This window comes from Pseudomonas sp. ABa2 (assembly GCF_056676075.1).
Window position 1 is genome coordinate 3163510 of sequence record NZ_CM155239.1, and the last position, 22535, is coordinate 3186044.

Here is a 22535-nt window from a genome sequence, read left to right on the forward strand (position 1 = left end):
CTTGAGCCCGGGAGAACCCCAGGCGGTACAGGTGAAAGTCTCAAGGTCACGGGATACGATGGCGAACCCTACAGGGGGTCAGAGGTTATGGCGTGTAGCCGATAAGCAATTGCGCTGCACGCCACGATGGGCTGCCAGAAACTGGAGTCATGGATAGCGTTGCGGCTGTATCTCCCTCGTTGACAGCCTCCCTGATCGCCAGGGTCTTACGTATCGGCAGTGAGGCCTCCGACGTAGTCGACTTAACATCCCAACCAGCGCTGTAAGTGAGCGTTGCCGGGAATGCATTGTTCGCGGACGCTCTTGATAGAACATTCAACAGGTACTGCCCCTTCCTTGTAGGAGACGTTTCAGGCATAGCCAGATTGGTTTCCGCAGTGGTCCCGTTCGCCGTCGCGTTGGACAGCACACTCAGCGGCTGCGCACCTCTGAACACGGTGTAGTGCACCGTGAAGTTCGCGGAAACGTTCTGCGTCCATGTCATGTTCGCGCCTATATCGCCCGCTTCTGCAGTCTTTGTGTACACACTCAAGAACGCGCTTGTCCCAGGCACGGCCAGATAGAGCGTCCAGCCAGCTGGTGCCGTCACAACCCCACTGTGATAGACGGTTGCAATCATCAAGTCGCCTACAACCATCGTCCCCGGAAGTACCAGCGAACGGCTGCTTGTCGCATTCGTCTGGTTGAGATACGAGCCAGCAATGAAATCAACCGTCTGCTCAGGCCCCGGCAGCGGCGTAGGTCCGCCGCCACCTTGCCGGCGCTGCGCCAGGATTCCCGGGTTACTCACGCTGCCGCCATCCTACCGGCCATCCACCACGTATTGCTCGCAGTGCGCAGCAGCGTAGCGGCCGAACCTGCACCATCCAATACGTTTGTATCTGCAGCGTTATAGGTCACTGAAAACCCGTCCCCCGTAACGGTCACTGCGCCAGCGCCGACCTGCAGCACGTAAAACTCCGGCAACACGCCACTGACAGCCCAGCTTGCAGTTGCCTCTGCGCCGATAGTCAGCGTGATTGGTGTTGCGCTGTCGCACAGCAGCCACTTCCCGGCGTCGGATGGGGTGACTGCGCCGCTAGCGATGATGGTGCGTGACGGCCTCCCAGCAAGCCCGGCTTTGGCATTGAGAGCGGTCTGCAGATCGGCCTGATCGGAGAGTGTGCCGGTCAGAGCGCCCCAGACCGCGCCAATACTCAGGTTGCCACTACCGAGCAGGCTGTTGCCGTTGACCGACTTGATGTTGGTGCCGCTGACCAGCGCGTCCTGCTTGCCGCCGATCGCCGCGGCCAAGTCGTTGATCTGGCGCTGCAGCTTGCCGAACGCCACCAGCACGCTGTCGGTGTCGACCACTGCGGCACCACTGGCCAGGCTCAGGCCGCTGAGCACAGTGGCAAGCACGCGCGCCGCGGTGTGGTAGAAGTTGGTCGAACCCTCGGCCAGGCTGTCGGTGTTGTCATTCGCCGTGGCGCCGGCAGCGATGCCAGCCAGCTTCGACTTCTCAGCATCGGTGTAGGCGTTGGTGTCTGGATTGCTCTCGTAGAGAGTCTTGATGTCGGCCGCAGTGAGCGGCGTACCGGAACCAATCGGCTGCCATTCTTCGTCGCTAGCGTCCCATACATAGCGGATGGTCGCACTGCCCACGCCAGCATCTACATCGGCGTAGTCGCCTGCACTGGCGGTTGGGAATGCAGCCTGCAGAGCGGCAAGGCTGGCAAACACGCCCTTGAAGCGGCTGCCTTCCAGCCCTGCCAGCTTGGCCTTCTCAGCCGCGGTAAAGTTCTCCTGGCTCAGACCGTAGCCAGCGACCTTGTCGACCTTCAGGTCGAGTTGCACGGCCAGCGCGGCAGGCTGCACAGCCGTGTCGGCCAGAGCGCCCTGCGCTTCGGTGGCGGCGCCGATATCGCCAGGCGCGGCCGGAATGAATGGCTTCCCTGTCAGGTCGCTGTAGTTGCCGCTGAATGCGACGGCCGCCAGGCTGGCATTGTTCGCTGGCGTGTATGCCAGGGCAGTGGTCACATCGGCGCCGGTCAGCGTCACGACTCCGGTGCGGGTGTTGAAGCTGCTGACACCGGAGCTACCGCCACCACCAGCCCCTGGCGCGCCGCGCAGACCCGCCAAGATCACAACCGGCATCCGTCGCGGTGCTGCGCCCAGGACGATAGGCTTGGCCACCTGGCCGGCGGCGATCACTTTCATGCGGTCACCTCGTCAGCAACCTCGATATCGCTGATCGCAGTCAGCGGGTAGACCTCGCCGCCCGGGGCGATCGCCTCCACGTCGTACTTGCCGCGCCTCCACTCCAAGGCTGCCGCGGTGGCGGCGTCCAACTTGAGCACGAAGGCGCTGTGCGCCAGGTCGACCTCGATTTCGCCGTCGGGGCTTTCGCCCGGATCGCTGTGCCAGGTGAACAGCACTTCGCCGCCCACCCGGTCGCGCACCTGGGCCCGACAGTGCCAGCCGGTCAGATCCATCGGCTTGTTCAGCACCAGCAGGCCCGAGCCGCTGAACGCCTTCCAGCAGTGGGCGTTCAGGGCGTTCAGCTCGATGGTGTCGGCGTCCACCAGCTTGGCGATCTGGCTTTCATCGTCGGGCGTGTTGAGCTCGTCCGGCGCTTTCACGCAGGTGACCTGCACCGGCCAGCCGTCCGGCACGCCGTGCCCTACCACCGTCAGGCGCACCGGCGCCTTGCTCGGCATGCCGGTGATCGGCAGGTACAGCAGCTCGTCCTCAGCGTAAAGGAAGCCGAACTCGAAGGTCTTGCCGCGGGTGATGGTGATGGGGATTTCTGGCGCCGACATGCCGTTCTCCTTACTGGCCGGCCTGTGCCGGTCCCTGGGCGTTGCCATAGCCGACCTTCGGCTCGGCCTCGTAGAGCGCACGCTGATGCAGACGGCTGCGCAGTTCGTAGCCCATCAGCGGCCAGATTTTCTGCACAGCGTTCTGGCGCGCTATCGTGCGGCCAATCTCGGCGTCGAAGTTCTCCGGGCTGGCACAGGCAGACTCGCCAGTGACGGTGAAGCCGTTGCGCAGCACCAGGACGCAGAAGGTCAGCAGGTCGAGCGCATCGGGTTTGCGCCCATCCTCGCAGAACGGGCCTGGCAGACCCTTCGCCCAGTCGCTGGTGCCGTAGGCCCCCTGCGCGGCGGTGAAGTAGTGCTCGCTCGCGATGTTCGCCTGGATATCCGCAGGCGTGATTCGCGGCGCGGTAAGGCCCTTGACCTGGATTTCCTGTTCGATGGCATCGCAGCCGCCTTGAGCGACTTTGGTGACTTGACCGAAGGCCTTCGTTGCCATGGACAGAGCACACTCAGCGGCTTCCGTCTTCGCCGCCTGCCCCTTCTGATACGGCATCCACTGCGCGTAGAAGCTGCCGCCGGCCAGAGTGTCGCCCTGCACTAGCGGCACGCTGCACACGCCGAACTGCTCGCCGTTCTGGTCCCATACGGTGAGGTTCACCATGGTGTCGCTGTGGACGTAGGCGATCACAGCAGCCAGCGGCTGCGACGGATCACCGAAAGCCATCTTGCGGCTGGCCATGTAGTCGGCGGTGGGGATGAAGTGCAGCACGCGGCCGACGGTGGGGGTGATGGTGGTCATTGGGTTGCTCCGGTTTTGGTTTCGGTTGCTGTTACGGTTCGTGCTGCTCCTGCAGCATGGTCAGGTAGTCCAGCAGCATTGCCCGGACGGCCCGTTCATCCATGGCAGTGAAGGGCTTCCTGCCCTCGATCACCGCCTCAACTAGCGCCACCGGCACGATGTGCACCGACCGGTCGGCGGCGGCCAGCACCAGGTGCGGCCTGAAATCATCCAGGCGGACGACGTTGGTCGCCTCGCCCTCCTCGCTCATGGAGCCAACTTGCACTGGCTGTGCAGCAGCCTCAGCTCGTCCTGCAGGCCGACTATCTGGGCTCGCTGGACTTTGAGGCCGGCAACGATGGCTGGATAAGCTCGTCGAGCAGCAGGTGTAAGTTCTGGGGCTCCTGCATCAGGCTCGCCGGCAGCGGCCCCGGCTGGCCCCACTCGCACTGAGGGGCAGGTGGCTGCGACACGCAGCCCGCAAGAACCATCAGCAAGGCAGCGGCGCAGATATTCAGCGCGGTCTTCAGCACGTTGTTTCTCCTCCAGATAGGTGGCCTCGATCGCGGCCTGGTCGTTGGCCAGCTCGCGCTGCAGGCGCAGGGTGCCGCGCAGGGATTCGACCGATGCAGCAATCTGCTTAGCGACTTTCACAGCGCCATCACGCTCGAGCGACACGGTGTCGAGACGCAGCCAGACCATCACCAGGGCGATCGCCAGGCCGGCGCATGCGACGAGCAAGACCCTGATCACTGGAGCGCCATCCCGATCGCGACAGCAACGCTCAGCAGCGCCAGCAACACGGCGATGGTGAAGCGGCTCCATGCCGCGACACGATCATCGGTTCGCCAGGACAGGCGCCAGAACACAAACGCCAGCAGGAACACGGACAGCGGTACGAGCCATTGCATCGGATACCTCCTATTGAGCGCTCATACAGGCGGCATGGCGCTCAAGCTGTCGCTGCCAGACGCCCCAGCAGCGTTTGTTCCGCTTGCCGTTGATCATCGTTGAGCAGTCGTAGCCGGCGGCGAAACGCCAATTGAGCAGCGCCTTACACGCACCCAGGTAATCGCCTTTCAGCAGCCAGGTGCGCGGTGATTTCGGCTTGCGCCAGTTGCCGATGCCGTACTGGCCGACGAAGTCGAGGTAGAGGTCGTATTCCTCTTGGAACAGCTCCACCCCGGGCAGCGATGCCTGGAATCGGCGCTCTTCCTCGCTGTGCAGCGCCCTGGCCAGCTGCTGGGCGCGCTCGCGGGTGATGGGAGGATCTGCCAGGGTGACCGGTGTGCCGTCCTCGTAGCGGGTCGAGCCATGGCCAATGGTGGGCACGTCGCCCTTGGTCGGGATGTACGGCAGGTGCACCTCGACGCCGTTGCGCACCTCGACCGGGCCGTCGCCCTCACTGGCGATCCAGCCAGCAAAGCCCGCGGCGCTCAGCACAAGGGAAGCAACCAGCACGCGCGTGCGGCTCATTGCGCCCGCCCTTCGATGCTGCAGCGCTCGCGCAACGCCTCGATCCTGGCCTGGCTCTCGGCCTGCTCGCGCTTGTCACGCCGGTGCTGGAAGTAGAAGTTGACGGCCAGACCGGCCAGGGCGATCAGAAAGCCGCCAAGGCCGATCCAGTTGATCTGCGCCAGCCATCCGAAGGCCCCGGCGATGGCGCCACCGAGCATGCTCTTGTTCGTGATCGAGACTGCCGCCGCGTCGACAGTGCTCTCATTGATCTGTAGTGCCATGCCCTGCTCCCATGCCGGCCGATCTGCTTTGCTCGGATGCTAGGGACAGGGTTTTCAGGTGGCGAACCCTACAGGGGGTCAGGGCCAGGCTTTGTTGTGGTGCTCGACATCGTGGCGGGTGATGCGGCGCAGGTCGCTGTCGGGGCGATCGCCGAAGTAACCAGCGAACGCTGCCAGCGCATCGCCGGCTCGACCTAGGTCCAGGGTCTCGCTGTCGGGCTGGCTGAACGCCCGGTAGAGCGCCCAGTTGACCAAGTGCCGGTGATGGGCCTGGTGAATCTCTGGCTTCGATGCCTTCTCGGTGCTCAGGCCGCGCAGCGGCAGCCGGTAGCACTCGATCTTGAGGGTGGCCTTGGCGCTCGGCGTCGGCGCCAGACGAATGCTGGTGTCGCTCTGGATGGCGAAGCGAGGAATACCCGCACGATCACGCCAGCCCTGGTGGTTCTCGTCCAGCCACTCGCGCGACACCAGCTGGACGGGCCGGCGCTCGGTCGCCCCGACCTCCAACAGTCCGAGGTGATCGATCTCGTACAGAGCCGGATGCAGCGGGTAGACCACTTCACCGGCCACGACGGGAACTACGCAGACAGCCTCGGTCGTCGAATCGTGCAGCAGGCGCCCGCGGATGCAGGCCTCCTGCTCGGCCTCGATGAGCCATCGGGTGACATCAGGCGTCTTGAACAGAAAGGTATCCTCGGCATTGCCAGAGACCGTCCTGCGCAGATCCTGGGTGGTCACCCGAAAGTCATTGATCAGCTCTTCGAGGGTCATGGCTTACACCGGGCCGACGGGGCCGTACTGGTCGATCATGCCGGTGACCAGCTGACGCAGCTCGGCGACAGACTTCTGCTGATCGAGCTTCTGCCGGTAGTTGGTCATGGCGTAATCGGTCAGCGACTTCTTGGTCATGACGTTGATCTGCTGCTTCAGGTCGAGCAGGCGCTCTTCCTGCTTGCGTTCCTCGTCCTGGCGCTTCTTGGCTTCATCCAACACCTTGCTGGTGTCGTCGGCGTCGTCGTCCTGGTCCGCGGCCGGCTCGGCTGCAGCAGCGATCGCCTGCCCCTCGCTGAACATGTCGCCGTGGCGCAGGAACTTGCGGGCGATATCGGCCGGCATGGCACGTTCCTGACCCTTAACGAAGCTCAGGCCAGTGCCGTACAGGTGATCGGTGTAGGTTTCCTTGCGGCCGATGTAGACCACCACGATCTTGCCAGGGCCAGCAGGTGCGCCTGGCGCCGGCTGTCCTGCCGGAACCTTGGCCAGGGCTGCGGCCACGGCAGCAGCAGCGGCCTCGTCGGCATCCGGCAGATCCTTGAGCGCATGCACCACGGCGCGGAACAGGTAGTCCTTCGACTTCTGCTCGGCCGGCAGTTGTTCGTATGGCAGGCAGCAAGGGTGCACCTTCTTCTCGGTGTCCTTCACCTCGCCGTATACCCAGCCGTCAGCCAGCTTCTGCGCCAGCCAGCTTTCGTGGGCCTGCTCCGGGGTGGAGTCGGGATTGGCCAGGTGCATTTCCACACCAGCGACCAGGCTCTTCTGGTGCTGCTCGCCAGCCTCTTCCCAGGTCGGCACCGAAGCGTCGCCCAGCGACAGGCAGTAGGCGGCGTTGATAGCGTGCGCGACCTGCGCAATGACAAGTACCTTCATGTTCGTGTCCTGCATGACGGAGAAAGGAGGAAGGGCCCGAAGGCCCTCCCGAGTCGCTATCAGCGGGCGCCCTGGAGTTCGCCGCTCACCAGCACCTCGATCTTGCTGGCCTTGGCGTTGTCCGCCACCGCCGTGGTCAGGATCAAGCGCGCCGGCTTGGGCAGGGTCACCAGGGCCTTGGCAGCCGCCGCACGCAGGCGCGCAGCAGTGGCCAGGTTCAGACCGGTACCGAAGTACGCGGCGTCCTGGGGAACCTCGGTGCTGTCCACACCGTCCGCGTAGGCAAAGCCCAGCGAGCCGGTGATGGTGGCGGTCATGCCGGTGCTGATCAGCATCGACATATCGTCCAGGCGCATGCCTTCCGGCAGCGGGCCCAGGTCGACCACGTCGCCCGCAGCAATCGCCGCCGCCGAATCGGCATTGAGCGCTGCACCGTTGGCGCCGGTTTGCAGGGCAAACTTCAGGGTGGTGGTGTTGCCGTAGGCGCCGGCAGCGCCGCCGAATTGGCGGTTGCCGAACTGTTTCAGAGTCACTTTGGCCATGATGGGCTCTCCTCGATATTGGTTTCGAAAGGCGGGCCGGTGTTACCCGGCCCTACCCATCACAGGCGCTCGCCGATGATCGGCACCGCGGTATCGATCGCGGTGGCGCCGTAGTCGGTGAACTCGGTGCCATTGCCGGTCTCGACCGCGAAGCGGATCTTCGACACGCCGCGGATGCAGCCCAGCAGCAGCTCCACCTTGTCGCCGTGGTCCAATTCCTTCTCGCTCCAGAAGAACGGGATCTTGGACTTCTCGCTGGCGGCCATCGCCTCGGCCACGGCCTGGCCACCCAGCAGGATGGCGCGGTCGATCGCGTGGGTGGTGCCGAAGCCAGCCGGCACGATGCAGGTGCTTTCGGTTTCGCTGTCCTTCGCGGCGCAGTAGCGGATGGTGTCGCCGGCGTAGAAGCGGATCGGCTTTGGCATCTTCACGATCAGCACGCCGTTCCACAGACCCACCTCGCCCAGGAACAGCGGGTGGCCCTTGGCTTGCTGGGCGCGCGCCATCGCACTGGCTTGCAGCTGGCGGAAGTTGGGGTCGGCGGCGAACAGGTTGTACTGCGCCGAGGACACCAGCATCACGCGCAGCGGCGAGTCGTTGGCGGCAGCGTCGCCTTCGAAGATCACCGGCGGCGGCGGCAGAGCGATCTGGTCGATCCAGGTGCGCACGCCGTCCACGGTGTCCATCTTCATCAGGTCGGTGGTTGCCAGGTCGACCTCACCCGCGTTCACGGTGAACGGCTTGATGCCGTTGCCGCCGTCGGCGATGTAGTGGCGGTTCTTGGTCGGCGCCTTCACGCGGTTCACCATGATTTCAGCGAACAGCGGGTTGGTTTCGGTCGGGATCTTCCACTCGATGTTGTCGTGGAAGCCACGCGCGCCAGCCATGTGCACCAGCAGGCTCTGGTCGACATAGGCGTCCATCTGCTGCTGAGCGACCGGGCGCCCCAGACGACGGAAGTCGGCCGGGCTGCGGATGGTGGTCATGGTGTCGCCGAGGTCGATCGGGAAGCGCGCCTGGTTCACGCGCAGCTTGTCCTCGGACAGCTTCATGCCCACGCCACGACCTTCGGCGTAAGCGCTACCCATGATCGGGTAGCCGCCAGTCGGGTTCAGCAGGTGAAAGGTCACCTCATCGCCCTTGCCCTTGCCCAGGTCCTGACACTTGACGATGGGCATGTGCTGGGTGGTCTGCTTGCGCAGGGTGGCCTCGGCGCCGGCGGTGCCCTTGGGCATCTTGCCGGTGAGACGGTTCAGGGTGGTGTTGCGCTGGGTGCTCTGGGCAAACAAGCCGACGGCCTGCTCGACCATCGCCTTGGAATCGCCATACGCCATATGAGTCTTGTCGGACACGGTGAATCTCCTTGTTCAACGGGACCCGGAGCGTCAAACGCTCCGGTTCAGAAATGCCTCGATCTGCTCCGGGGTCTTGTCCATCAAGGCCTCGGCCATATCAGCGGCGCCTAAGTTCGCCAGCGCTTCGCTGCCCGTCGCCGGCCCCGCACGACCGCCCGGAATGTCCGAGAGGCTGGTGGGTACCGGCGGCTTGGCTGCCGCGATGGCTTGCTTGGCGGCCTGCCGCACGCTCTCCGCAGAGGGCGCAGCAGCGGCTGCCTGACCTTTCCCAGTGGCTGCCTTGTACGTGTCGATGAACTCGATGACTTCGGTCGCAGTGCCGTTGCTGATCACTTCGCGATACGCAGTGCGCGCGAAGCTGGGCTGCGACTCGATCCACGCTTCAAGCTCCGCGCTCTCGATAATCGAATCGAGGTCGGGGTGCTTGGCGTAGACCGTCTGCGCGTGAGCTTCCTGCTCGGTCAGCTGCTGCTTCTGCTGCAGGGGGGCCAGTTGCTGCTTGACCAAGTCCGCCAGAAGCGCCGGCGCGCTCTTGGCGATCAAGGCCTGCACACCCTTGGCCAACGCCTCCTCGGAGAAGTCCCCGAAGATGCCGGGATCGACGCCAGCCTCCATAGCGGCCTCAGCGGCTGCCAGGTTCTGGTCGGCGGCGGTGGGCGCAATCCCTGCGTCCGCCCGGTTCTGTGCTTGGGTCCTGAGCGTTTCCAGTTCCTTCTGGGTCTCCTGCAGCTTCTGCAGAGCTTCCTGCTCGCGAGCTTCCGCTGCTTGCTTTCCTTCTCGCGCATCCAACAGGCGCTGATACGGAATGGTGTGGACGTTGTCCTTCGCCATGATCACGGCCTTGGCCGGATCTTCCGGTTCAACACCTGCCGCGGTGTCATCGGTGTTCGCCACGTCGTCGGTGGCCCGCACGGGGTTCGGTTCTGCTGCAGCTGCAGGGGCAGCGTCGGGCTCGCCGCCAACTTCCAACGCGCTTGCGTCGGTATCGCCCTGGTCCATCAGCTCGAGGAGCTGAGCGGCCTGCTCTGCGGACATTTCACCGTCCGGTGCGTGTTGCTGGATAAAGTCGCCTGGATTCATGCCTGTCCCGCCACATATCGCCGTGGCCGCAAAGGGTTCAGCAGTTACGAGGCGTCACCGCCTCGCGCATCGTCGAGCACGGGCCCGACTTGTCAGCGAGTGTCCAGAAGGGAGCGAAAAACAAAAAACCCTACAGGGGGTCAGCCCTGCAGGGTTGTGGTTGACGATGGGGTCAGCCGAGGTTGTCGGATGCCGTCGGAGTTTCGATTCCACCCATGCCAGCGCCTGGCTCGGCCGGTACCGGCGGGAAGGCCGGACTGGTGTTCTCACGCACCTCCGGGCCGCCTGGCTGCACATACGGCGACTTGATGTTCATCGCGGCAGTCTGGCCGGCCTGTGGGAAGTTCGGATCGTCGCCCGGCTTCGCCTGGTACCCAGCGCCCTTCATGATCTCGTCGGCCACCGGCGCGATCATCGGCATCTGCGCCACCTGGGCAGCGGCTTGCATCGCGCTGTACGCGGACTGGACGCCGACCTGCACCGCCTGAGCGATGATCTTGTCGATCTCCGCGTCGGTGCGGCGCTCCTTTATGGCCAGCTCGCGCATCTTCAGTTCGGTACCGGAACGCGCCAGGGCGTCCTGCACCTCCTTCTTGATACGTTGCTCGATCTGCTCCGGCGACTCCTGCTCGCTGGCGGCGCGGATCGCCTCCACCACATCGCGCTTGAACGGCACATCCATGAGGCTGACCAAGAACGGCAGCACCGCGGCCTGGTACTGCGGCGGCAGGCTCTTGACTGCCTCGGACAGTGCGGCGAGCTGCTGGCCGCGGTAGCTGTTGGTGCTCGGCACATCTTCCAGGGCGACCTTGAGCCGGGTGCGCTGCAGATCGTTCGACAGGTAGGTGTAGCGGGCCTCGTCCTGCTCCGGCTTGTTGATCACTACCGTGCGATCGGCGCGTACCGCGTCGCCCTCGATGATGATCTCGTGCTGCTTGCTGCCCAGGTCCTTGACGATCATCGACAGCAGGATCTCGCCAATCATCGTCCGGGCGGCGCGGAAGTTGTCCATCATCCGGCCCAGGCTCTGGTTGCTCTGCTCGATCTGCATCTGCTCCTGCCGCCCGCTGGTGGCCGTTCCTTCCTTGCCCATGAAGCCGGTGGTCACCGCCGAGACGCGCTGAATAGCCGATCGGTTGTCCTGCATCATCTGGAACTGCTGGGCGTTGAGCTGGAAGTCGCGGTGGACCTGAAAGCGGGCGCCCTGCCGCGCCATATGTTCAGCGTTCAGGACGATATCGGCATCGACGCGCGCCACCTGCTGGCGGAACTGCGCATCGGTCATGTCCACGGCGCCCTTAGTGCGCTCGGTGCGCACCGCAGCCATGCCCCAGCGCAGTTTGCTGATGCCACTGTTCAGGCTGTCCTGCGGATAGATCATCCCGCGCACGTAGCCATACGGCACCTTGGTACCGTCCTCGCGGAAGCCCCAGAACGGCACGTATGGGAAGTGACGATGGCTATAAGGGGTCGGGCCATCGTGCAGGCAGTGCGGGCCGAGCCAGTAGCTGCGGCGCACCCGAGCCACTACCACGCGGCTGTACTGCGAGAAGCCGCTGGCCAGCGCCACCTGGTGAGCCAGGTTGTTCTCGTCGTACTCGACCACTCGGCCGTCTGGCGCGGTGATCACGCCCACATCGACCCAGCGCCGGTACCACACCTCGGCCAGGCAGGTCTCTTTCGAGGTTGGGTTGTACCAACGCTCCTCTTGCACGGTCCAGGCACGCGCCTCGCCCCAGGCGTTGTGCAGGCCCGTGGACGAACCGCCGTCATTCGCGCCGACCGGATCGTCCAGCCACCAGGTCGAGCCGTGCCGCCCGATGGCCATGATCAGCTTCTTGTGGTCGGGGAACACACGGGCGATACGCTCAGGCAGCAACCAGCGCTGCCGGCGCAGCCAGCGCGCATCGCTCAGGTCGTCCTCCTTGGCGTTGAAGTCCCAGTGGATCTCGTTGCGATGCACCACGCCGCAGCGGTACGGAAACTTGAAGGGGTCGCTCTCGCGGCTCACCTCAACCCAGCCCAGGCCTACGGCGATCTGCGGACGAAAGGCATCGCTGCATGCCCTGTCCGCCTTGCTGTGGCGTTCGGCCTGATTCAGCTTGTAGTTCAGCGCGTCGGCCACGTCCTGGCCGCCCACATCACCGTCGGGCGTCACGCGCCAGTCGGTGCGAGTCGCGCTCTCATAGCCCTGGATCGACAGCAGCGCCGGGCCGATCAGATCCTCCACCGCCGGCGGAATGCCCAACTTGCGCTGCCGCTCCAGCAGCTCGCTGTCCAGCTGGTTGCCGTCGGCATAGTCCATTTCCTTGTCGGCCGTGGTGCGCCAGTTCGGCTGCTCCTCGATCTCGCGCATGATCTCGGTGTACTCGTCGAGGCTCAGCGCCAGTTCGTCCTTCGGCTGATCGCCGTCATGCTCGGGCTGCTTGAGTGCGGTAGCGTCCATCTGGTGGTTCCTCAAGTGCGCCAGTCAGGCGCTGGGGCTTCGGTGTACGACTGCCGGCCTTGGTGGCCCAACATGTCCAGTTCTTTGGCCTGCGCCCACTGGCGGAAGGCGTCGGCGCCCTCGCTGCAGCCGTTGGCCTTGTTGGGGGTGTTGTCGAGAAAGCGGTTCTCGGAGCGGCTGAACTTCTTGCGGTAGTTGTCCAGGCGGTTGATACCGTCCGCGCACGCCACTTCATCGATAAAGCAGCCTTTCATGTGCTTGCGGGTCTGCTGGATGCCGGTGATCAGCTCAGTGATTCGCGGCACGATGTCGAACGTATGCCCGGGCAGCAGGTCCTCAAGCATTTCCAGCACACTGCGGTTGTAGTCACCCAGCCGCTTGTGAGCAGCGTCATGCGGCAGGTAGTGCACGCCGTAGAGATAGCCGCGGTCTTTCAGCTCCTGGGCGTAGTGGCGCAGATCCTTGCCGTGCTCTTCGTAGTAGTCGACGAATCGATCCTCGCCGCGCAGCTCCTGCTGGAACCACACAGCGCAGCCATCGGTGTTGCCGATATCCCAGAAGGTGTTCACCGGCACATCCAGCACCGGCACGCGAGTAATGCCGCCGCGCTTGCGCATGGCCTGCATGTCCTCGGCGTAGTAGTTGCCTTCGGTGCTGATCTGGAAGGCTTCATCGGGCGTGCCAGGGTACTCCTGCCACATCCGCTCTTCCTTGCCGGCGAAGTCGGCCTGCTTGGTGGCCACGTACCAGGCGCGCTGGTCCGGGTCGATCTTGCAATCCATGAGCGCTTCGATCTTGTCGAAGTAGGCGTGCTGGCCGCGATCGACCGGTACCGTCTGCATCGGCAGCCGATAATTCGGCTCCTGCCACCAGGCGTAGAAGTGGAAGCGGTAATCCTTGGGCGTGAGCGGCTTCTTGTCCCGGTAGTTCTTCTGGGCGATCTGCACCATGTTGAAGAACTCGCCTTCGCGCCCTTCTGCCGTGCTCTCGATCACCAGCACGCCGTTGGTTGGCACGGCCGGTATCGAGCCGGTGACCACTTCCTGGGCCTTGTCCGGGTACTTGGCGCAGATCTTCCCGAACTCGGAGACGTGCAGGCGGTGGATGGTGCCCGAGCGCATCGAGGTGGCCACGCGCACCGAACTGTTGTTGTGCGCGAAAAGAAGTTCGACCGCGCTATCCCTGGCCAGCGGAAAGCGCTCACGGATCTCGTCCGGCAGGTTCTCGTAGGCGAATTTCACCTTGTCGCGGAATATCGTCTCGGCCGCTTCGCGATCCTGGGCGATGATGCCGCAGCGCTGGTTGGCGTTGAACAGCGCGTGATCCAGCCACAGGATGGCGATCAGCGTAGTGAAGCCGAGCTGGCGTGCCTTCAATATCAGGTTGCGATGCCAGAGCCTGGTCAGGAAACGCCTCTGCGCTCGATTCGGCTCGAAGGGCGTCACGAACGACTCGCCTTCCTCGACGATGTTGCCGAGCTCGTCGACCTTGTCGTCGCCCTTCACCATGATCTTGTACAGGCAGCCGGAGAACAGTCGCCACTCAGGGTCAGCCAGGCAGCGCGCCAGTTCCTCTGCGTTGGTCGGCAGAGGCTGCAGCGGCTGGTTGTGCGTCACCCGCATGGCCATGAATCAGTCCTCGCCATGCTCAGGGTCTTTCGCCACCGGCTTGAACCCGTTCGAGTTGCCGCTGGCGAGCGAGTGCAGGAGGCTGGCCAGGGGGTCGACGCGCTGCTGGTTGTCCCTCTCGTACAGGCCCAGGTGCTTGAACAGCTTTTCCATGGCCGCATCTTTCGAGTGCGTCATCACCTCAATGCCGAACTTCGTCTGCTTCACGCCGGCATACAGCGAGGCAGCACCTGGCGAAAGCTTGCGGGTGTCCTTCAGCACCACGCGCGGCCAGCCGTGGCCACCGCATTCCGGGCAACCAGGGAATGGCTCGCGGTTCGGATCGAAACCAACGCCACCGTCTTCGGGGAAATCCTCGGGATCTTCGCCCTCGTCCACCCACAGATTGAACGCATAGTCCCGTTCGACCTGAGTGCGCTGACGCAGATGCCCTTCGCCGTAGCAATGCCGGCAGCACACGACAACCAGCTCGGTCAGCTCGCGAGCATCGGCCGTGACCTGATTCCACGCCTCGCGCAGCACACGGTCAGCGGTGATCTCGGTTCGCTGCTGCTGTTTCGCCCTGGCCTCAGCAATCGCGGCGACGATCTCAGGTTTTCTCAGGTTCTCATGCGCGATGGAATATGCCGTCTTCTCGCTGTACCCAGCCCGGATAGCAGCCTGCGTCGCATTCATGTCGACCAGATACTCTTCGACGAATCGCACCTGCAGGGCTGTAAGCGCTACCTCAGCCTTCTGTACCTTCACCGTATTGCGAGCACGCGCAGTCGAGCCGGTCGCCTTCTTCTTGGCTACCGGCTTCTTGGCTGGCTTCTTGGGTGCGGGCTTGGCGCCCTTCTCTTTCGTGGTCATGCCCGGAGTCTTTCCGGGCGGGGGACAGGGTGTCGAACCCTACAGGGGGTAAGGAATAAGCCCTAAACCAGCAGGGCTGCAGGAGGTCATAAAATCAGGGGGACAGAGGAGCTAGTCGATGCTCCTTGCTCTTTTTCATCCTTCTGCCATCCCAACAGCCACTCAGAGTAGTACTCGTTACCGTCGCGCCGCTCATGCACAGCAAGCAATGTCCAGCCTTCCTCTAAAGCCCGGTTAGCCAGGCTTACGGTGGTAACAGATTTCACTTTCTTCGTATCTTCAATCGCCATGTCTACGTTCCTTCTGATGGTTGTGAAGCGAAGCTCGAGTATATCCACATGCCCATAACAAGAAAGCCCGCACTCGGCGGGCTTTCTCAGCATCAGCAGGTCAGGCGCTCGATCGCGCCCAGTGCAGCACCTGGTCATTGGTGCGGTTGAACACCATGCCTGCACTGGCGATGCGCATGTCGCTGCGCAGGATAGGGCTGCGGTAGCGCTCCAGGCTGCGAGGCTGCATCACCTCGGCCAAGTTGCGCTTTGCCTCGGCGGCAATGTGCTGGTCGGCATAGGCCTGGATGGCCAGGCAGTCGACCGGCAGCGGCGCGGCCAGCGCCAGGCCGCAGGTCAGATACAGGATGGCGAATACGGACAGCAGGACTTTCTTCATCTTCGGACGCCTCGACAGGTTGAGGTGGTTGGCAGTCCGAGTGTTCTGCCGGCGTCCGTGCCGTCTCAAACCCTACAGGGGGTCAACGCCGACGTGCCCGCGGTATCCCTTGATCAGAGCCTCGACCACGTCAAACTCGCCGTAGACATAGACGTCGTGTTTCTTGCCATTCGCCGCCGTCAGGGTGGCTCGGTAGTAGGTGTTCACCGGCCTGGTCTCGTTCATCGGCATGGCATTGTAGTCACCCATCAACGGGGCATGCTTCTGCATTGGCACAGCCTGAAGGCTTGGCTGGCCAGGCAGCACACGCCTACGCATTCCATCACACGGGCCGCCTATCAGCAGCACTTCAACCATTTCCATCGCCCACCTCCCTCAAACGTCCAGCACATTCTGCCCGGGACTTTGCGCCACGTCTCTACCGACCGACACTTCATCGCCGACACGCGCCAGGATGCGCTCCAGCCTGTTCAGGCGCGTGCTGAGTGTGCCGGAGAGCAGCGCGGCATGGTGCCCCAGTTCGATCTGGGCAGACTGCAGCGTCACGCCGGCGAACAGGTTGGCGAGCATCCGATCCTCCCGCGGTGTCAGGGTCAGCACCTGGTCGCCGATATCGATCTTCACCGTGCCGTCGGGCAGGATGGTCTTGCTGATGTGCCTGGCCGGTGGGTGCTGATCGACCGGCACGTAGATGCCACGCTGCACCCGCGCAACATCGCCGTCGGCCACCAGGGCCTTGAGACGGTCATCCACTACCGCCACCTTCAGCCCCGTCACCTCGGCCAAGGCCTCGCGCGTCACGATCTGCTCCTGCGCATGCAGATCCTGCAGCGCCTCGAGGACGATCTGCGTCGATGATCGCTTCGTCATGCTCGCTCTCCCCATGCTTGTCATCGAATCAACCCCCGCTCACGCAGGATTTGCCACTGCTCGGCCAGCCAGGCCTGGAATACTGGACACATCCCCTCTCACCCCCTTCCTTCGTCTGCAAAGACGACCACCACGCCCGCTTCTCGCAAAGCATCAGCGCACTGAGCACGCATCCGTCTCGCGGCGTTGTACTCGGTCAAGTGTTCGTCTGCGTCCTGTTCAGGGTGCGGCTCAGGAATAGGTGGTAGCGCGGGAAGAACCACGCCAATACCGCCACCTCTGGTTTTGAAATGCGTCATGCTTCTTGCTCCACGCCGCCCTTCCACTCCAGCGCCCTGGCGTTATCCAGCGCTGACTTCACGCTGCAGGCGGCATCGTGCTGGTCGACAGAAACGCAGTTGTCCTCGTCATCTATCTCGTCCCGCATGTAGCCCTGCAGGTACACGCCAGTGGCGTCACGCAGGGTGCGAAGGGCTTCGAGTTCGGCGTATAGGCCGGCTGGGATGCGGTTCACCTGGGCGCGTTCCGTATCGGTGTAGAGCGCTGCCGTCCGCATGGCCGTGAAGCACGACATAGCGCTGTGCTTTCCGCGCGCCACTTCGTCCTCGATGTCGCTGAAGCGCTTGCGCATTGCCTCAAATGGATGCGGCTTGGCCAGCAAAGGCTCTACCGGCAATACGCGCTGGTTCTCTGGGGCCAGCGCCCGCTGCGCCTGGCTGGCGGCCAGCGCTTCATCGACGATCAAGCCGACCTCAGCTGCAGATGACGCCTTGGCACACGACTGCAGTGCGGCACGCAGGCGCTCGATCTCTGCCAGAGCAGGAATGCCGTGCGACTGGCTCCTGAATTTGTCGAGCTGCCCAGTCAGGATGTTGATCTCTTCAAGCTGGTGCTGATTCTTGACCTCCAGCCCCTCGACCTGCTGGTGCAGGGCGTCGTAGTCGGTGGCCGGCGCGGCACGTGTAGCCTCAATAATCCGGTCGATGCGCGCCACCCGTGAATCACGCACTCGGCTGAAAGCGTCGCCTTCATCGTTATCAGGAAACGTCTGGCTGGCCAGGGCATGACGGTGTTCGTGGGCCAGATCGATCAGCCCCGTCAGTGTGTTTGCGCACACTCGCTTCACTTGCTCAGTCATTTCGCTCACCATCACGCATAGTGAAATTTCAGGTACTTGCCTTGCGGCAAGGGAATCCAGATCCAGCCGTAGTAGTCGTCGCCGGCAGGGCAGCCACCGCTATGCTGGTCGATGTAGATGTAACGGAACGCGGTACCAGGCTCGTCCTGGCGCTCACCGCCGTGCGCGTCCGTAAGCTCGAAATCGCACACAATGCTGTCGTCGCAGTAGTCAATGAACTGCTCGATGCTGTTCAGCTTGCGCGGACTCACCAGCAGAGCGACTTGGGCCATCACTTCGCGCCGGTTCTTCTCCAGCTCGGCGTAATGCCTGGCCATTGCGGCCGCGTAGTCGGCTTCGATATCGGCCCCGGTTCTCGTCGGTTCAGACATGGCTGACCTCCTGTTGCTTTTTCAGGTCTCGCAGCAGCGCCCGGTAATGGGCGGTGATCTGCTTGAGTTCGTCGATGGTGTACTTGCGGGGTCGTTGATCGGCTTCCAGCGCTTCCACTGCCGGCAGGCCGATGCGCTCGATCAGGCCAGCACGGAAACCGTTGCGCACAGATTCACCTTTGCGGGCGTACTTGGCTGAGCCACCGTTGCAACCTTTGCACTGCAGCCAGATGTTGTTCTCTTCCAGGCGCAGTTCAGGCCTGGCGCCCTTGCCGAGGAAGTGGCCACCGTCCCAGGCGCCGCCTGTTTTCCAGCCCTGAGCGGCCTCGATCTCTGCCTGGCTCTTGCCGCAACTGATACAGCCGCTACCGATCGAGAGTTCATAAACCCGGCGGTACGCCTGCACCGCTCTGGTGGCCTCCTGAACGTAATCGCCATGGCTCTTCAGCTTCTCCTTGCGCACCTTGATCTCCCGCCGCTCCCGCTGCTCGATGGCCATGCGCGCCTTCTTCTGGTTTGCAGGCTGATCAGCGATCGCCAGGCCGCACTGCCAGCAGCAGACCTTCTGGCCAATCTTGGGCGTGAATTTCACGTCACAGGCTGGGTTATCGCACTTGCGCTGGCGCGGTTTGCGCTCGGCAATGCCGCTGGCCTTAGCCTTCAGCGGCGTCTTGCGCTTCAGTTCGGTGCGCTTCATGGCTGCACCTGCAGATAGGTCTGCGACCTGCGGTGCGCCATGTTCTTACGGAAGTTCAAGCGCTCCAGCTGCCGATCAGCAGCTTCGGCGCCGATGGATCGGTAGCAAGCCAGGTTGAATCGCGCCCTGGCGGTCCAAAATTCGCGGTTGGCCACTGGGCAGCGGCTGATCTCTTCCAGAGTCGTCACTGCTCACGCTCCCCAGGCATCAGGCCGGTCATGTTCTCGATCGCTTCCTCGGTGAGGCCTGGCCAGTAGGTGGCAATCAGGTGCTGGCAGATGCCGCGCCAGAACTCCTTGAAGCGCTCTTCGGTCATGTAGTCGAAGGCGATCGACTCAGGCACCTGGCGCATGACGCGGCCCAGGTCGGGAATGTCGAATGCCTCGAAGGTGCAGCACACGCCAGCGTCGAGCTGCAGGCGCTTGATGGTGGTGTGGGCGTCGAGGCCCTGGAACTTGTCGACCTGCTCGGCGACCATGCGGCCGAGGGCATGCACCAGGCGGTGAAACTTCACGTTGCGCGGCTGTTTAATATCGCAGCGCACAAGGTCACCGACCCGGTATTCGCGTTCACGGCAAAGGAACTGGTCAGTTCTGCCGTCCGCACAAAGCGCCTTGATCTCTTCGCCGGTCGATGGGTCTACCAGGCGGCGCCAGCGCATATAGATTGGGCGATCTGGCCGCTTCTTGGCCTTCGACGGCTTACGCGATGTCGCTGTTGTTTCGACTGCGGCCGGCTTTGTCGCTGTCGCTGCCTTACCCATTGGCCACCTCCATGCACTTCTGCAGGCGGTTCTGCTGCTCGGCGTCCAGCGGCTCCTGATCCATGAGGTCGCGCACCAGATCCTGGTGCACCATCAGGAACCCCGGCGGGCAGGCAAAGGCGTGCGGCAGAGTCGCCCAGGTGTGAGCCTCCTCAAGCTCGGCCGGCGCCATCGGCAGGTGACTGCCCGGCTCAACCTCCCCGGTGATATCGAAGAAGCGGATGCCTACCCTGGTGATGACGTGGTTACCGTCGTACCAGGCCTCGGCGGTCGGGAAGCGCTGCTGCAGCAGCAGGAACACTCGGAAGCAGCCGCCCCGCAGGCCCCAGCGGGCCATATCCGGGTGCACGTCGCGCAGGGCAGCGAGGAATGCGAGTACTTCAGGCATGAGCAACACCCTCCCGCACCGCAGCGACAAGGAGCTCAACTCGCTGAATCTCGCCAGCAGTCCAGCGCAAGCTGTAATCGCCCTCGTCGTTATCGGGGAAGGTGCGCAGGCGCAGATCTCTCAGGTAGCGTCCGAGCACTTCGCCGAGCAGAAGGCTGTTACCCTGCGCGCCGCTGGCGGCTGGCTGCTTGGCATCCAGCAGCGAAAGGATCTCTTGCGGCTCGGTAAGGCGCCGGTACTCTTCGATCTGCGCCGGCAGCAGTGCGGCCTGCTCCGCGGTGAAGTCTTCGCCGTGCGCGTCACGGAGCATGATCAGCGCCAGTTCGCGCAGGCGCTGTTGCTTGGCGTTGTTCACTGGACCACCTCCTGACCAACCAGGGCCACGATGCTGGCCACGCCCTGAGCGAAACTGGCGGGCTTGCTCTGCATGCACTGGTGCAGCCGTTCGATCAGCTGGGCGCGACCTCCCTGCAGTTCCAGCAGCAGGCGCTGATCCCGCACAATGTCGAGCGCGTGCTTGCGGCCTTCGAGGTAGCCGAAGCGGTCGAAGTGGCCGCCGCCAGCGACAGGCGCAGGAACTGGAGCAGGTTCAGGTGCAGGTTCAGGTGCAGGTACCGGCGCCGCCGGCAGCACCTCGGCAGCCGGTACCGGCCTGGCGCCCCTGGCCATCGCGCGGGCCAGGGCTTGCTGGGCAATCAGGTTCACCGCACACCTCCCTGACCGATCACGGCCAAACGCCCGTCGGCCACCACCAAGCGGCGCCGGCCACGGCTCAGAATCAGTTGCTCGCCATCGCGGGCCATGGCGTAGCCCCGGGCGATCAGGAAATCGACGGCTTCCCGCAGCGTCTGCTGCAGGCGGCGTTCAAGCTTCATGGGTGTCTCCTCGCTGGATGCGGAGCTTGGCCAGCAACTGCTGGCGGGCCTGCTCGCCGGTGAGCGTGTCCAGGCCCTGGGCGCGCATCAGGCGCTGCACGAACCGCTCGCCGCGGCGCTCGGCCTGTTCCGGGGTCAGCTCGCGACCTTCGCTCTGGTCCTCGATGCCCTGGCGCGGCGGCTCCAGCGGCAGGCCCAGCGACTCACGGCGGCGCAGCTGGTAGTACGCATGGTCGAAGCGCTTGCGCAGGGTCTCCTCGGGGATGCTGCTGCAGCGCAGGTTGAACCAGCCGACGGCGTCGCCAGCCAGGCGCACGGCTTCATGGCTCCACGTGTGCCGGCCAGGATTGGCGCAGTGGCGCACCACCTCGCGCCAGGCCGAGTCATCAGCGGGAAAACCCAGATCCTCGGCGGTCGGCGTGCACAGCTTCACGAACTTGCCCACGCTGGGCGCGAAGTCGGTTTCGAGCTGGCGGCAGGCCTCGATGCCGTAGCGCAGCTGCTCAATGGTGCTGACCCCGGCCCGCATGAAGCCCTTCACCCAGGTGCGCTTGGCGCGGTTCTCGGCAGCCTCGTTTGGCCAGGCCTGGCGCCATGCGGGGAAGATCGATTTCAGCTCGTCGAACAGCGTGTTGACGATCTTCGCCGTCTCGGCGTTGGGCTTGCGCGCCACGTTGTCCAGCACCGGCTCGGCCGGCAGGTTGGGCAGCGTCTTCATCACCTCGGTCGCGGATTTCATACACCGTCGTCCTCGTCGATCCAGCGTGTATCGTTCGGGTCTTTCTTCCCCGGCTTGGCCAGACCACGCTCCACCAGCCTGGCTTGCGCGGTACGCATCCAGCGCTGCCACGTGGCCTTCCAATCGGCCATCGGTTTGCCGTTGCCCTTCCAGTAATCGAGGAACTGCTCCAGTTCCCAATCCAGATTCACGTCGGGCGCCTTCTCCCTGGCCCACTCCTGCATTTCCGTCGTAACCAGGAACGGCAGCGGCAGCGGCTTTTTCGGCTTGGCGCGCGCGCCTTTCGAATCAGCCTTCGCCGGCGGCTTGCCCTGCGCTTTGTCACCAAGGGGGGCTATAGGGGGTTCTGTCCCTGTCCCTGTCCCTGTCCCTGTCTTAGCCGTGTCAGTCGCGTGACCTGTCACCGTGACAGCTGCGTGACCTGTCACGGCCTCGTCGCCACTCAAACCAATCGCCGCGAATGCCTCGCGCAATGCCTTAGTGGTCGTGTTCCAAGGCAACACCTGGCCTGCGCCACGCAACACCTCGAACATGTGTGATCGCTCCTCTCGTTCCCTACGCTTGCGCTCGACCACACCTGCCTTCGCCTCTCCGTACTCAACCCGCCGCGCCCAGGCTTCAATCGCCTTCTCAGCCACCACCGGGTGGTACAGGCGCCCATCGGCACACTCCACAAACCCGCGCAGCGCGCCGGCGGCCACCTTCCTCCAGCCCTTCACGTCACGGCCAAACCCGGCATACGCCGCCAGGGCCTGCTCGGCGTTCGGCAGCGAACCGGCCGGCACCTGGTTCCAGCTCGCGCACCACAGCAGCACCGCAGCGCGAAACTCATCACCGCTCGCCTCGATGGCCAGGTCGCTGTCACGCAGCCGGTTCACATCCAGCGGCATGAACGGCAACCCGCGCAGATCAACCTCGGCGGGTACCAGCGGTGCCGGCTTGCCGATCACCTCAATGGCCGACATCAGCGCCCTCGGCAGCCAGGTAGTCGGTCACGATCTGCACAGTGGCCTGCTCGGGCGTAATGCCCTTGCTGCGCGCGTAGTGCTCGAGCCGGATGCGCTGCACCGCTGGCATTTCAGCGATGTACCGCTCCACCTCGTCATCGATCTGCTCGGTTGTCGGTGTTGTCCTGCCCATAAGGGCCTCCTGAGGGC

34 protein-coding genes are annotated in these 22535 nt (G+C 64.0%); all 34 read right to left on the minus strand.

Translation table 11 applies throughout. From position 1 onward, the window contains the following. Window positions 1-85: 85 nt before the first annotated feature. Window positions 86-790, minus strand: a complete 705-nt coding sequence (locus AC1G9C_RS15160) for a hypothetical protein (RefSeq protein ID WP_480408014.1) — start codon at window positions 788-790, stop codon at window positions 86-88. After that, on the minus strand, window positions 787-2199 hold the full coding sequence (locus AC1G9C_RS15165) for a hypothetical protein (protein ID WP_480408015.1): 1413 nt from the start codon (window positions 2197-2199) through the stop codon (window positions 787-789). Before AC1G9C_RS15165 ends, AC1G9C_RS15160 begins: the two co-directional genes overlap by 4 nt. Then, window positions 2196-2801 (minus strand): hypothetical protein, encoded by a 606-nt coding sequence (locus AC1G9C_RS15170; protein ID WP_480408016.1) that lies wholly within the window; start codon window positions 2799-2801, stop codon window positions 2196-2198. Before AC1G9C_RS15170 ends, AC1G9C_RS15165 begins: the two co-directional genes overlap by 4 nt. Window positions 2802-2811: 10 nt before the next feature. Further along, on the minus strand, window positions 2812-3297 hold the full coding sequence (locus AC1G9C_RS15175) for a Gp49 family protein (protein WP_480410416.1): 486 nt from the start codon (window positions 3295-3297) through the stop codon (window positions 2812-2814). A 334-nt stretch (window positions 3298-3631) separates the two neighbouring features. After that, entirely contained in the window at window positions 3632-3850 is a 219-nt protein-coding gene (locus tag AC1G9C_RS15180; RefSeq protein ID WP_480408017.1) for a hypothetical protein, read from the minus strand. Then, window positions 3847-4332 carry a lysis system i-spanin subunit Rz gene (locus AC1G9C_RS15185; RefSeq protein ID WP_480408018.1) on the minus strand — a complete coding sequence of 162 codons (486 nt, stop codon included), beginning with the start codon at window positions 4330-4332 and terminating at the stop codon, window positions 3847-3849. The genes AC1G9C_RS15180 and AC1G9C_RS15185 overlap by 4 nt, the downstream gene beginning before the upstream one ends. Next, on the minus strand, window positions 4329-4490 hold the full coding sequence (locus AC1G9C_RS15190; protein WP_480408019.1) for a hypothetical protein: 162 nt from the start codon (window positions 4488-4490) through the stop codon (window positions 4329-4331). The genes AC1G9C_RS15185 and AC1G9C_RS15190 overlap by 4 nt, the downstream gene beginning before the upstream one ends. A gap of 10 nt (window positions 4491-4500) precedes the next feature. Further along, window positions 4501-5055, minus strand: coding sequence for a glycoside hydrolase family protein (locus AC1G9C_RS15195; RefSeq protein ID WP_480408020.1), 555 nt, complete (start codon window positions 5053-5055; stop codon window positions 4501-4503). After that, window positions 5052-5318, minus strand: a complete 267-nt coding sequence (locus AC1G9C_RS15200) for a holin (protein WP_480408021.1) — start codon at window positions 5316-5318, stop codon at window positions 5052-5054. The genes AC1G9C_RS15195 and AC1G9C_RS15200 overlap by 4 nt, the downstream gene beginning before the upstream one ends. Before the next feature lie 78 nt (window positions 5319-5396). Then, window positions 5397-6089, minus strand: coding sequence for a phage adaptor protein (locus AC1G9C_RS15205; RefSeq protein ID WP_480408022.1), 693 nt, complete (start codon window positions 6087-6089; stop codon window positions 5397-5399). 3 nt (window positions 6090-6092) lie between these two features. Further along, a complete protein-coding gene (locus AC1G9C_RS15210) occupies window positions 6093-6965 on the minus strand; it encodes a RyR domain-containing protein (protein ID WP_480408023.1) in 873 nt (290 codons plus the stop codon). A 59-nt stretch (window positions 6966-7024) separates the two neighbouring features. Further along, on the minus strand, window positions 7025-7507 hold the full coding sequence (locus tag AC1G9C_RS15215) for a hypothetical protein (protein ID WP_480408024.1): 483 nt from the start codon (window positions 7505-7507) through the stop codon (window positions 7025-7027). 59 nt (window positions 7508-7566) lie between these two features. Beyond that, window positions 7567-8859 (minus strand): phage capsid family protein, encoded by a 1293-nt coding sequence (locus AC1G9C_RS15220; protein ID WP_397496977.1) that lies wholly within the window; start codon window positions 8857-8859, stop codon window positions 7567-7569. A 33-nt stretch (window positions 8860-8892) separates the two neighbouring features. Next, entirely contained in the window at window positions 8893-9942 is a 1050-nt protein-coding gene (locus tag AC1G9C_RS15225; RefSeq protein WP_480408025.1) for a hypothetical protein, read from the minus strand. 172 nt (window positions 9943-10114) lie between these two features. Further along, a complete protein-coding gene (locus tag AC1G9C_RS15230; RefSeq protein ID WP_480408026.1) occupies window positions 10115-12388 on the minus strand; it encodes a portal protein in 2274 nt (757 codons plus the stop codon). Window positions 12389-12399: 11 nt separating this feature from the next. Beyond that, window positions 12400-14016: a terminase gene (locus AC1G9C_RS15235; protein WP_480408027.1), complete on the minus strand. Its 1617-nt coding sequence runs from the start codon at window positions 14014-14016 to the stop codon at window positions 12400-12402. A gap of 3 nt (window positions 14017-14019) precedes the next feature. Next, on the minus strand, window positions 14020-14868 hold the full coding sequence (locus AC1G9C_RS15240; protein WP_480408028.1) for a terminase small subunit: 849 nt from the start codon (window positions 14866-14868) through the stop codon (window positions 14020-14022). A gap of 86 nt (window positions 14869-14954) precedes the next feature. Then, entirely contained in the window at window positions 14955-15158 is a 204-nt protein-coding gene (locus AC1G9C_RS15245) for a hypothetical protein (protein ID WP_480408029.1), read from the minus strand. Window positions 15159-15258: 100 nt separating this feature from the next. Beyond that, window positions 15259-15537, minus strand: coding sequence for a hypothetical protein (locus AC1G9C_RS15250; protein ID WP_480408030.1), 279 nt, complete (start codon window positions 15535-15537; stop codon window positions 15259-15261). 72 nt (window positions 15538-15609) lie between these two features. Next, window positions 15610-15900: a hypothetical protein gene (locus AC1G9C_RS15255; protein WP_480408031.1), complete on the minus strand. Its 291-nt coding sequence runs from the start codon at window positions 15898-15900 to the stop codon at window positions 15610-15612. A 12-nt stretch (window positions 15901-15912) separates the two neighbouring features. Next, on the minus strand, window positions 15913-16407 hold the full coding sequence (locus tag AC1G9C_RS15260; RefSeq protein WP_480408032.1) for a hypothetical protein: 495 nt from the start codon (window positions 16405-16407) through the stop codon (window positions 15913-15915). 98 nt (window positions 16408-16505) lie between these two features. Then, a complete protein-coding gene (locus AC1G9C_RS15265; protein ID WP_480408033.1) occupies window positions 16506-16706 on the minus strand; it encodes a hypothetical protein in 201 nt (66 codons plus the stop codon). Continuing rightward, window positions 16703-17545 (minus strand): hypothetical protein, encoded by an 843-nt coding sequence (locus AC1G9C_RS15270; RefSeq protein WP_480408034.1) that lies wholly within the window; start codon window positions 17543-17545, stop codon window positions 16703-16705. The genes AC1G9C_RS15265 and AC1G9C_RS15270 overlap by 4 nt, the downstream gene beginning before the upstream one ends. Before the next feature lie 11 nt (window positions 17546-17556). Next, window positions 17557-17916 carry a hypothetical protein gene (locus AC1G9C_RS15275; protein ID WP_480408035.1) on the minus strand — a complete coding sequence of 120 codons (360 nt, stop codon included), beginning with the start codon at window positions 17914-17916 and terminating at the stop codon, window positions 17557-17559. Then, window positions 17909-18613: a recombination protein NinG gene (locus tag AC1G9C_RS15280; RefSeq protein WP_480408037.1), complete on the minus strand. Its 705-nt coding sequence runs from the start codon at window positions 18611-18613 to the stop codon at window positions 17909-17911. The genes AC1G9C_RS15275 and AC1G9C_RS15280 overlap by 8 nt, the downstream gene beginning before the upstream one ends. Continuing rightward, window positions 18610-18801: a hypothetical protein gene (locus AC1G9C_RS15285; RefSeq protein ID WP_480408038.1), complete on the minus strand. Its 192-nt coding sequence runs from the start codon at window positions 18799-18801 to the stop codon at window positions 18610-18612. Before AC1G9C_RS15285 ends, AC1G9C_RS15280 begins: the two co-directional genes overlap by 4 nt. After that, window positions 18798-19127: a hypothetical protein gene (locus tag AC1G9C_RS15290; protein WP_480408040.1), complete on the minus strand. Its 330-nt coding sequence runs from the start codon at window positions 19125-19127 to the stop codon at window positions 18798-18800. Before AC1G9C_RS15290 ends, AC1G9C_RS15285 begins: the two co-directional genes overlap by 4 nt. A 241-nt stretch (window positions 19128-19368) precedes the next feature. Continuing rightward, window positions 19369-19764 (minus strand): hypothetical protein, encoded by a 396-nt coding sequence (locus AC1G9C_RS15295; RefSeq protein ID WP_480408041.1) that lies wholly within the window; start codon window positions 19762-19764, stop codon window positions 19369-19371. After that, on the minus strand, window positions 19757-20119 hold the full coding sequence (locus AC1G9C_RS15300) for a hypothetical protein (RefSeq protein ID WP_480408042.1): 363 nt from the start codon (window positions 20117-20119) through the stop codon (window positions 19757-19759). The genes AC1G9C_RS15295 and AC1G9C_RS15300 overlap by 8 nt, the downstream gene beginning before the upstream one ends. Next, complete coding sequence (locus AC1G9C_RS15305; RefSeq protein WP_480408043.1) at window positions 20116-20469, minus strand: hypothetical protein; 354 nt, start codon at window positions 20467-20469, stop codon at window positions 20116-20118. The genes AC1G9C_RS15300 and AC1G9C_RS15305 overlap by 4 nt, the downstream gene beginning before the upstream one ends. Further along, on the minus strand, window positions 20466-20639 hold the full coding sequence (locus AC1G9C_RS15310; RefSeq protein WP_480408044.1) for a hypothetical protein: 174 nt from the start codon (window positions 20637-20639) through the stop codon (window positions 20466-20468). The genes AC1G9C_RS15305 and AC1G9C_RS15310 overlap by 4 nt, the downstream gene beginning before the upstream one ends. Next, the gene (locus AC1G9C_RS15315; RefSeq protein WP_480408045.1) at window positions 20629-21378 is read right to left on the minus strand and encodes a replication protein P; all 750 of its coding nucleotides are present in this window, start codon (window positions 21376-21378) and stop codon (window positions 20629-20631) included. Before AC1G9C_RS15315 ends, AC1G9C_RS15310 begins: the two co-directional genes overlap by 11 nt. Continuing rightward, entirely contained in the window at window positions 21375-22343 is a 969-nt protein-coding gene (locus tag AC1G9C_RS15320; RefSeq protein ID WP_480408046.1) for a DUF1376 domain-containing protein, read from the minus strand. Before AC1G9C_RS15320 ends, AC1G9C_RS15315 begins: the two co-directional genes overlap by 4 nt. After that, window positions 22330-22518, minus strand: a complete 189-nt coding sequence (locus AC1G9C_RS15325) for a hypothetical protein (RefSeq protein WP_480408047.1) — start codon at window positions 22516-22518, stop codon at window positions 22330-22332. Before AC1G9C_RS15325 ends, AC1G9C_RS15320 begins: the two co-directional genes overlap by 14 nt. Between the last annotated feature and the right edge of the window lie 17 nt (window positions 22519-22535).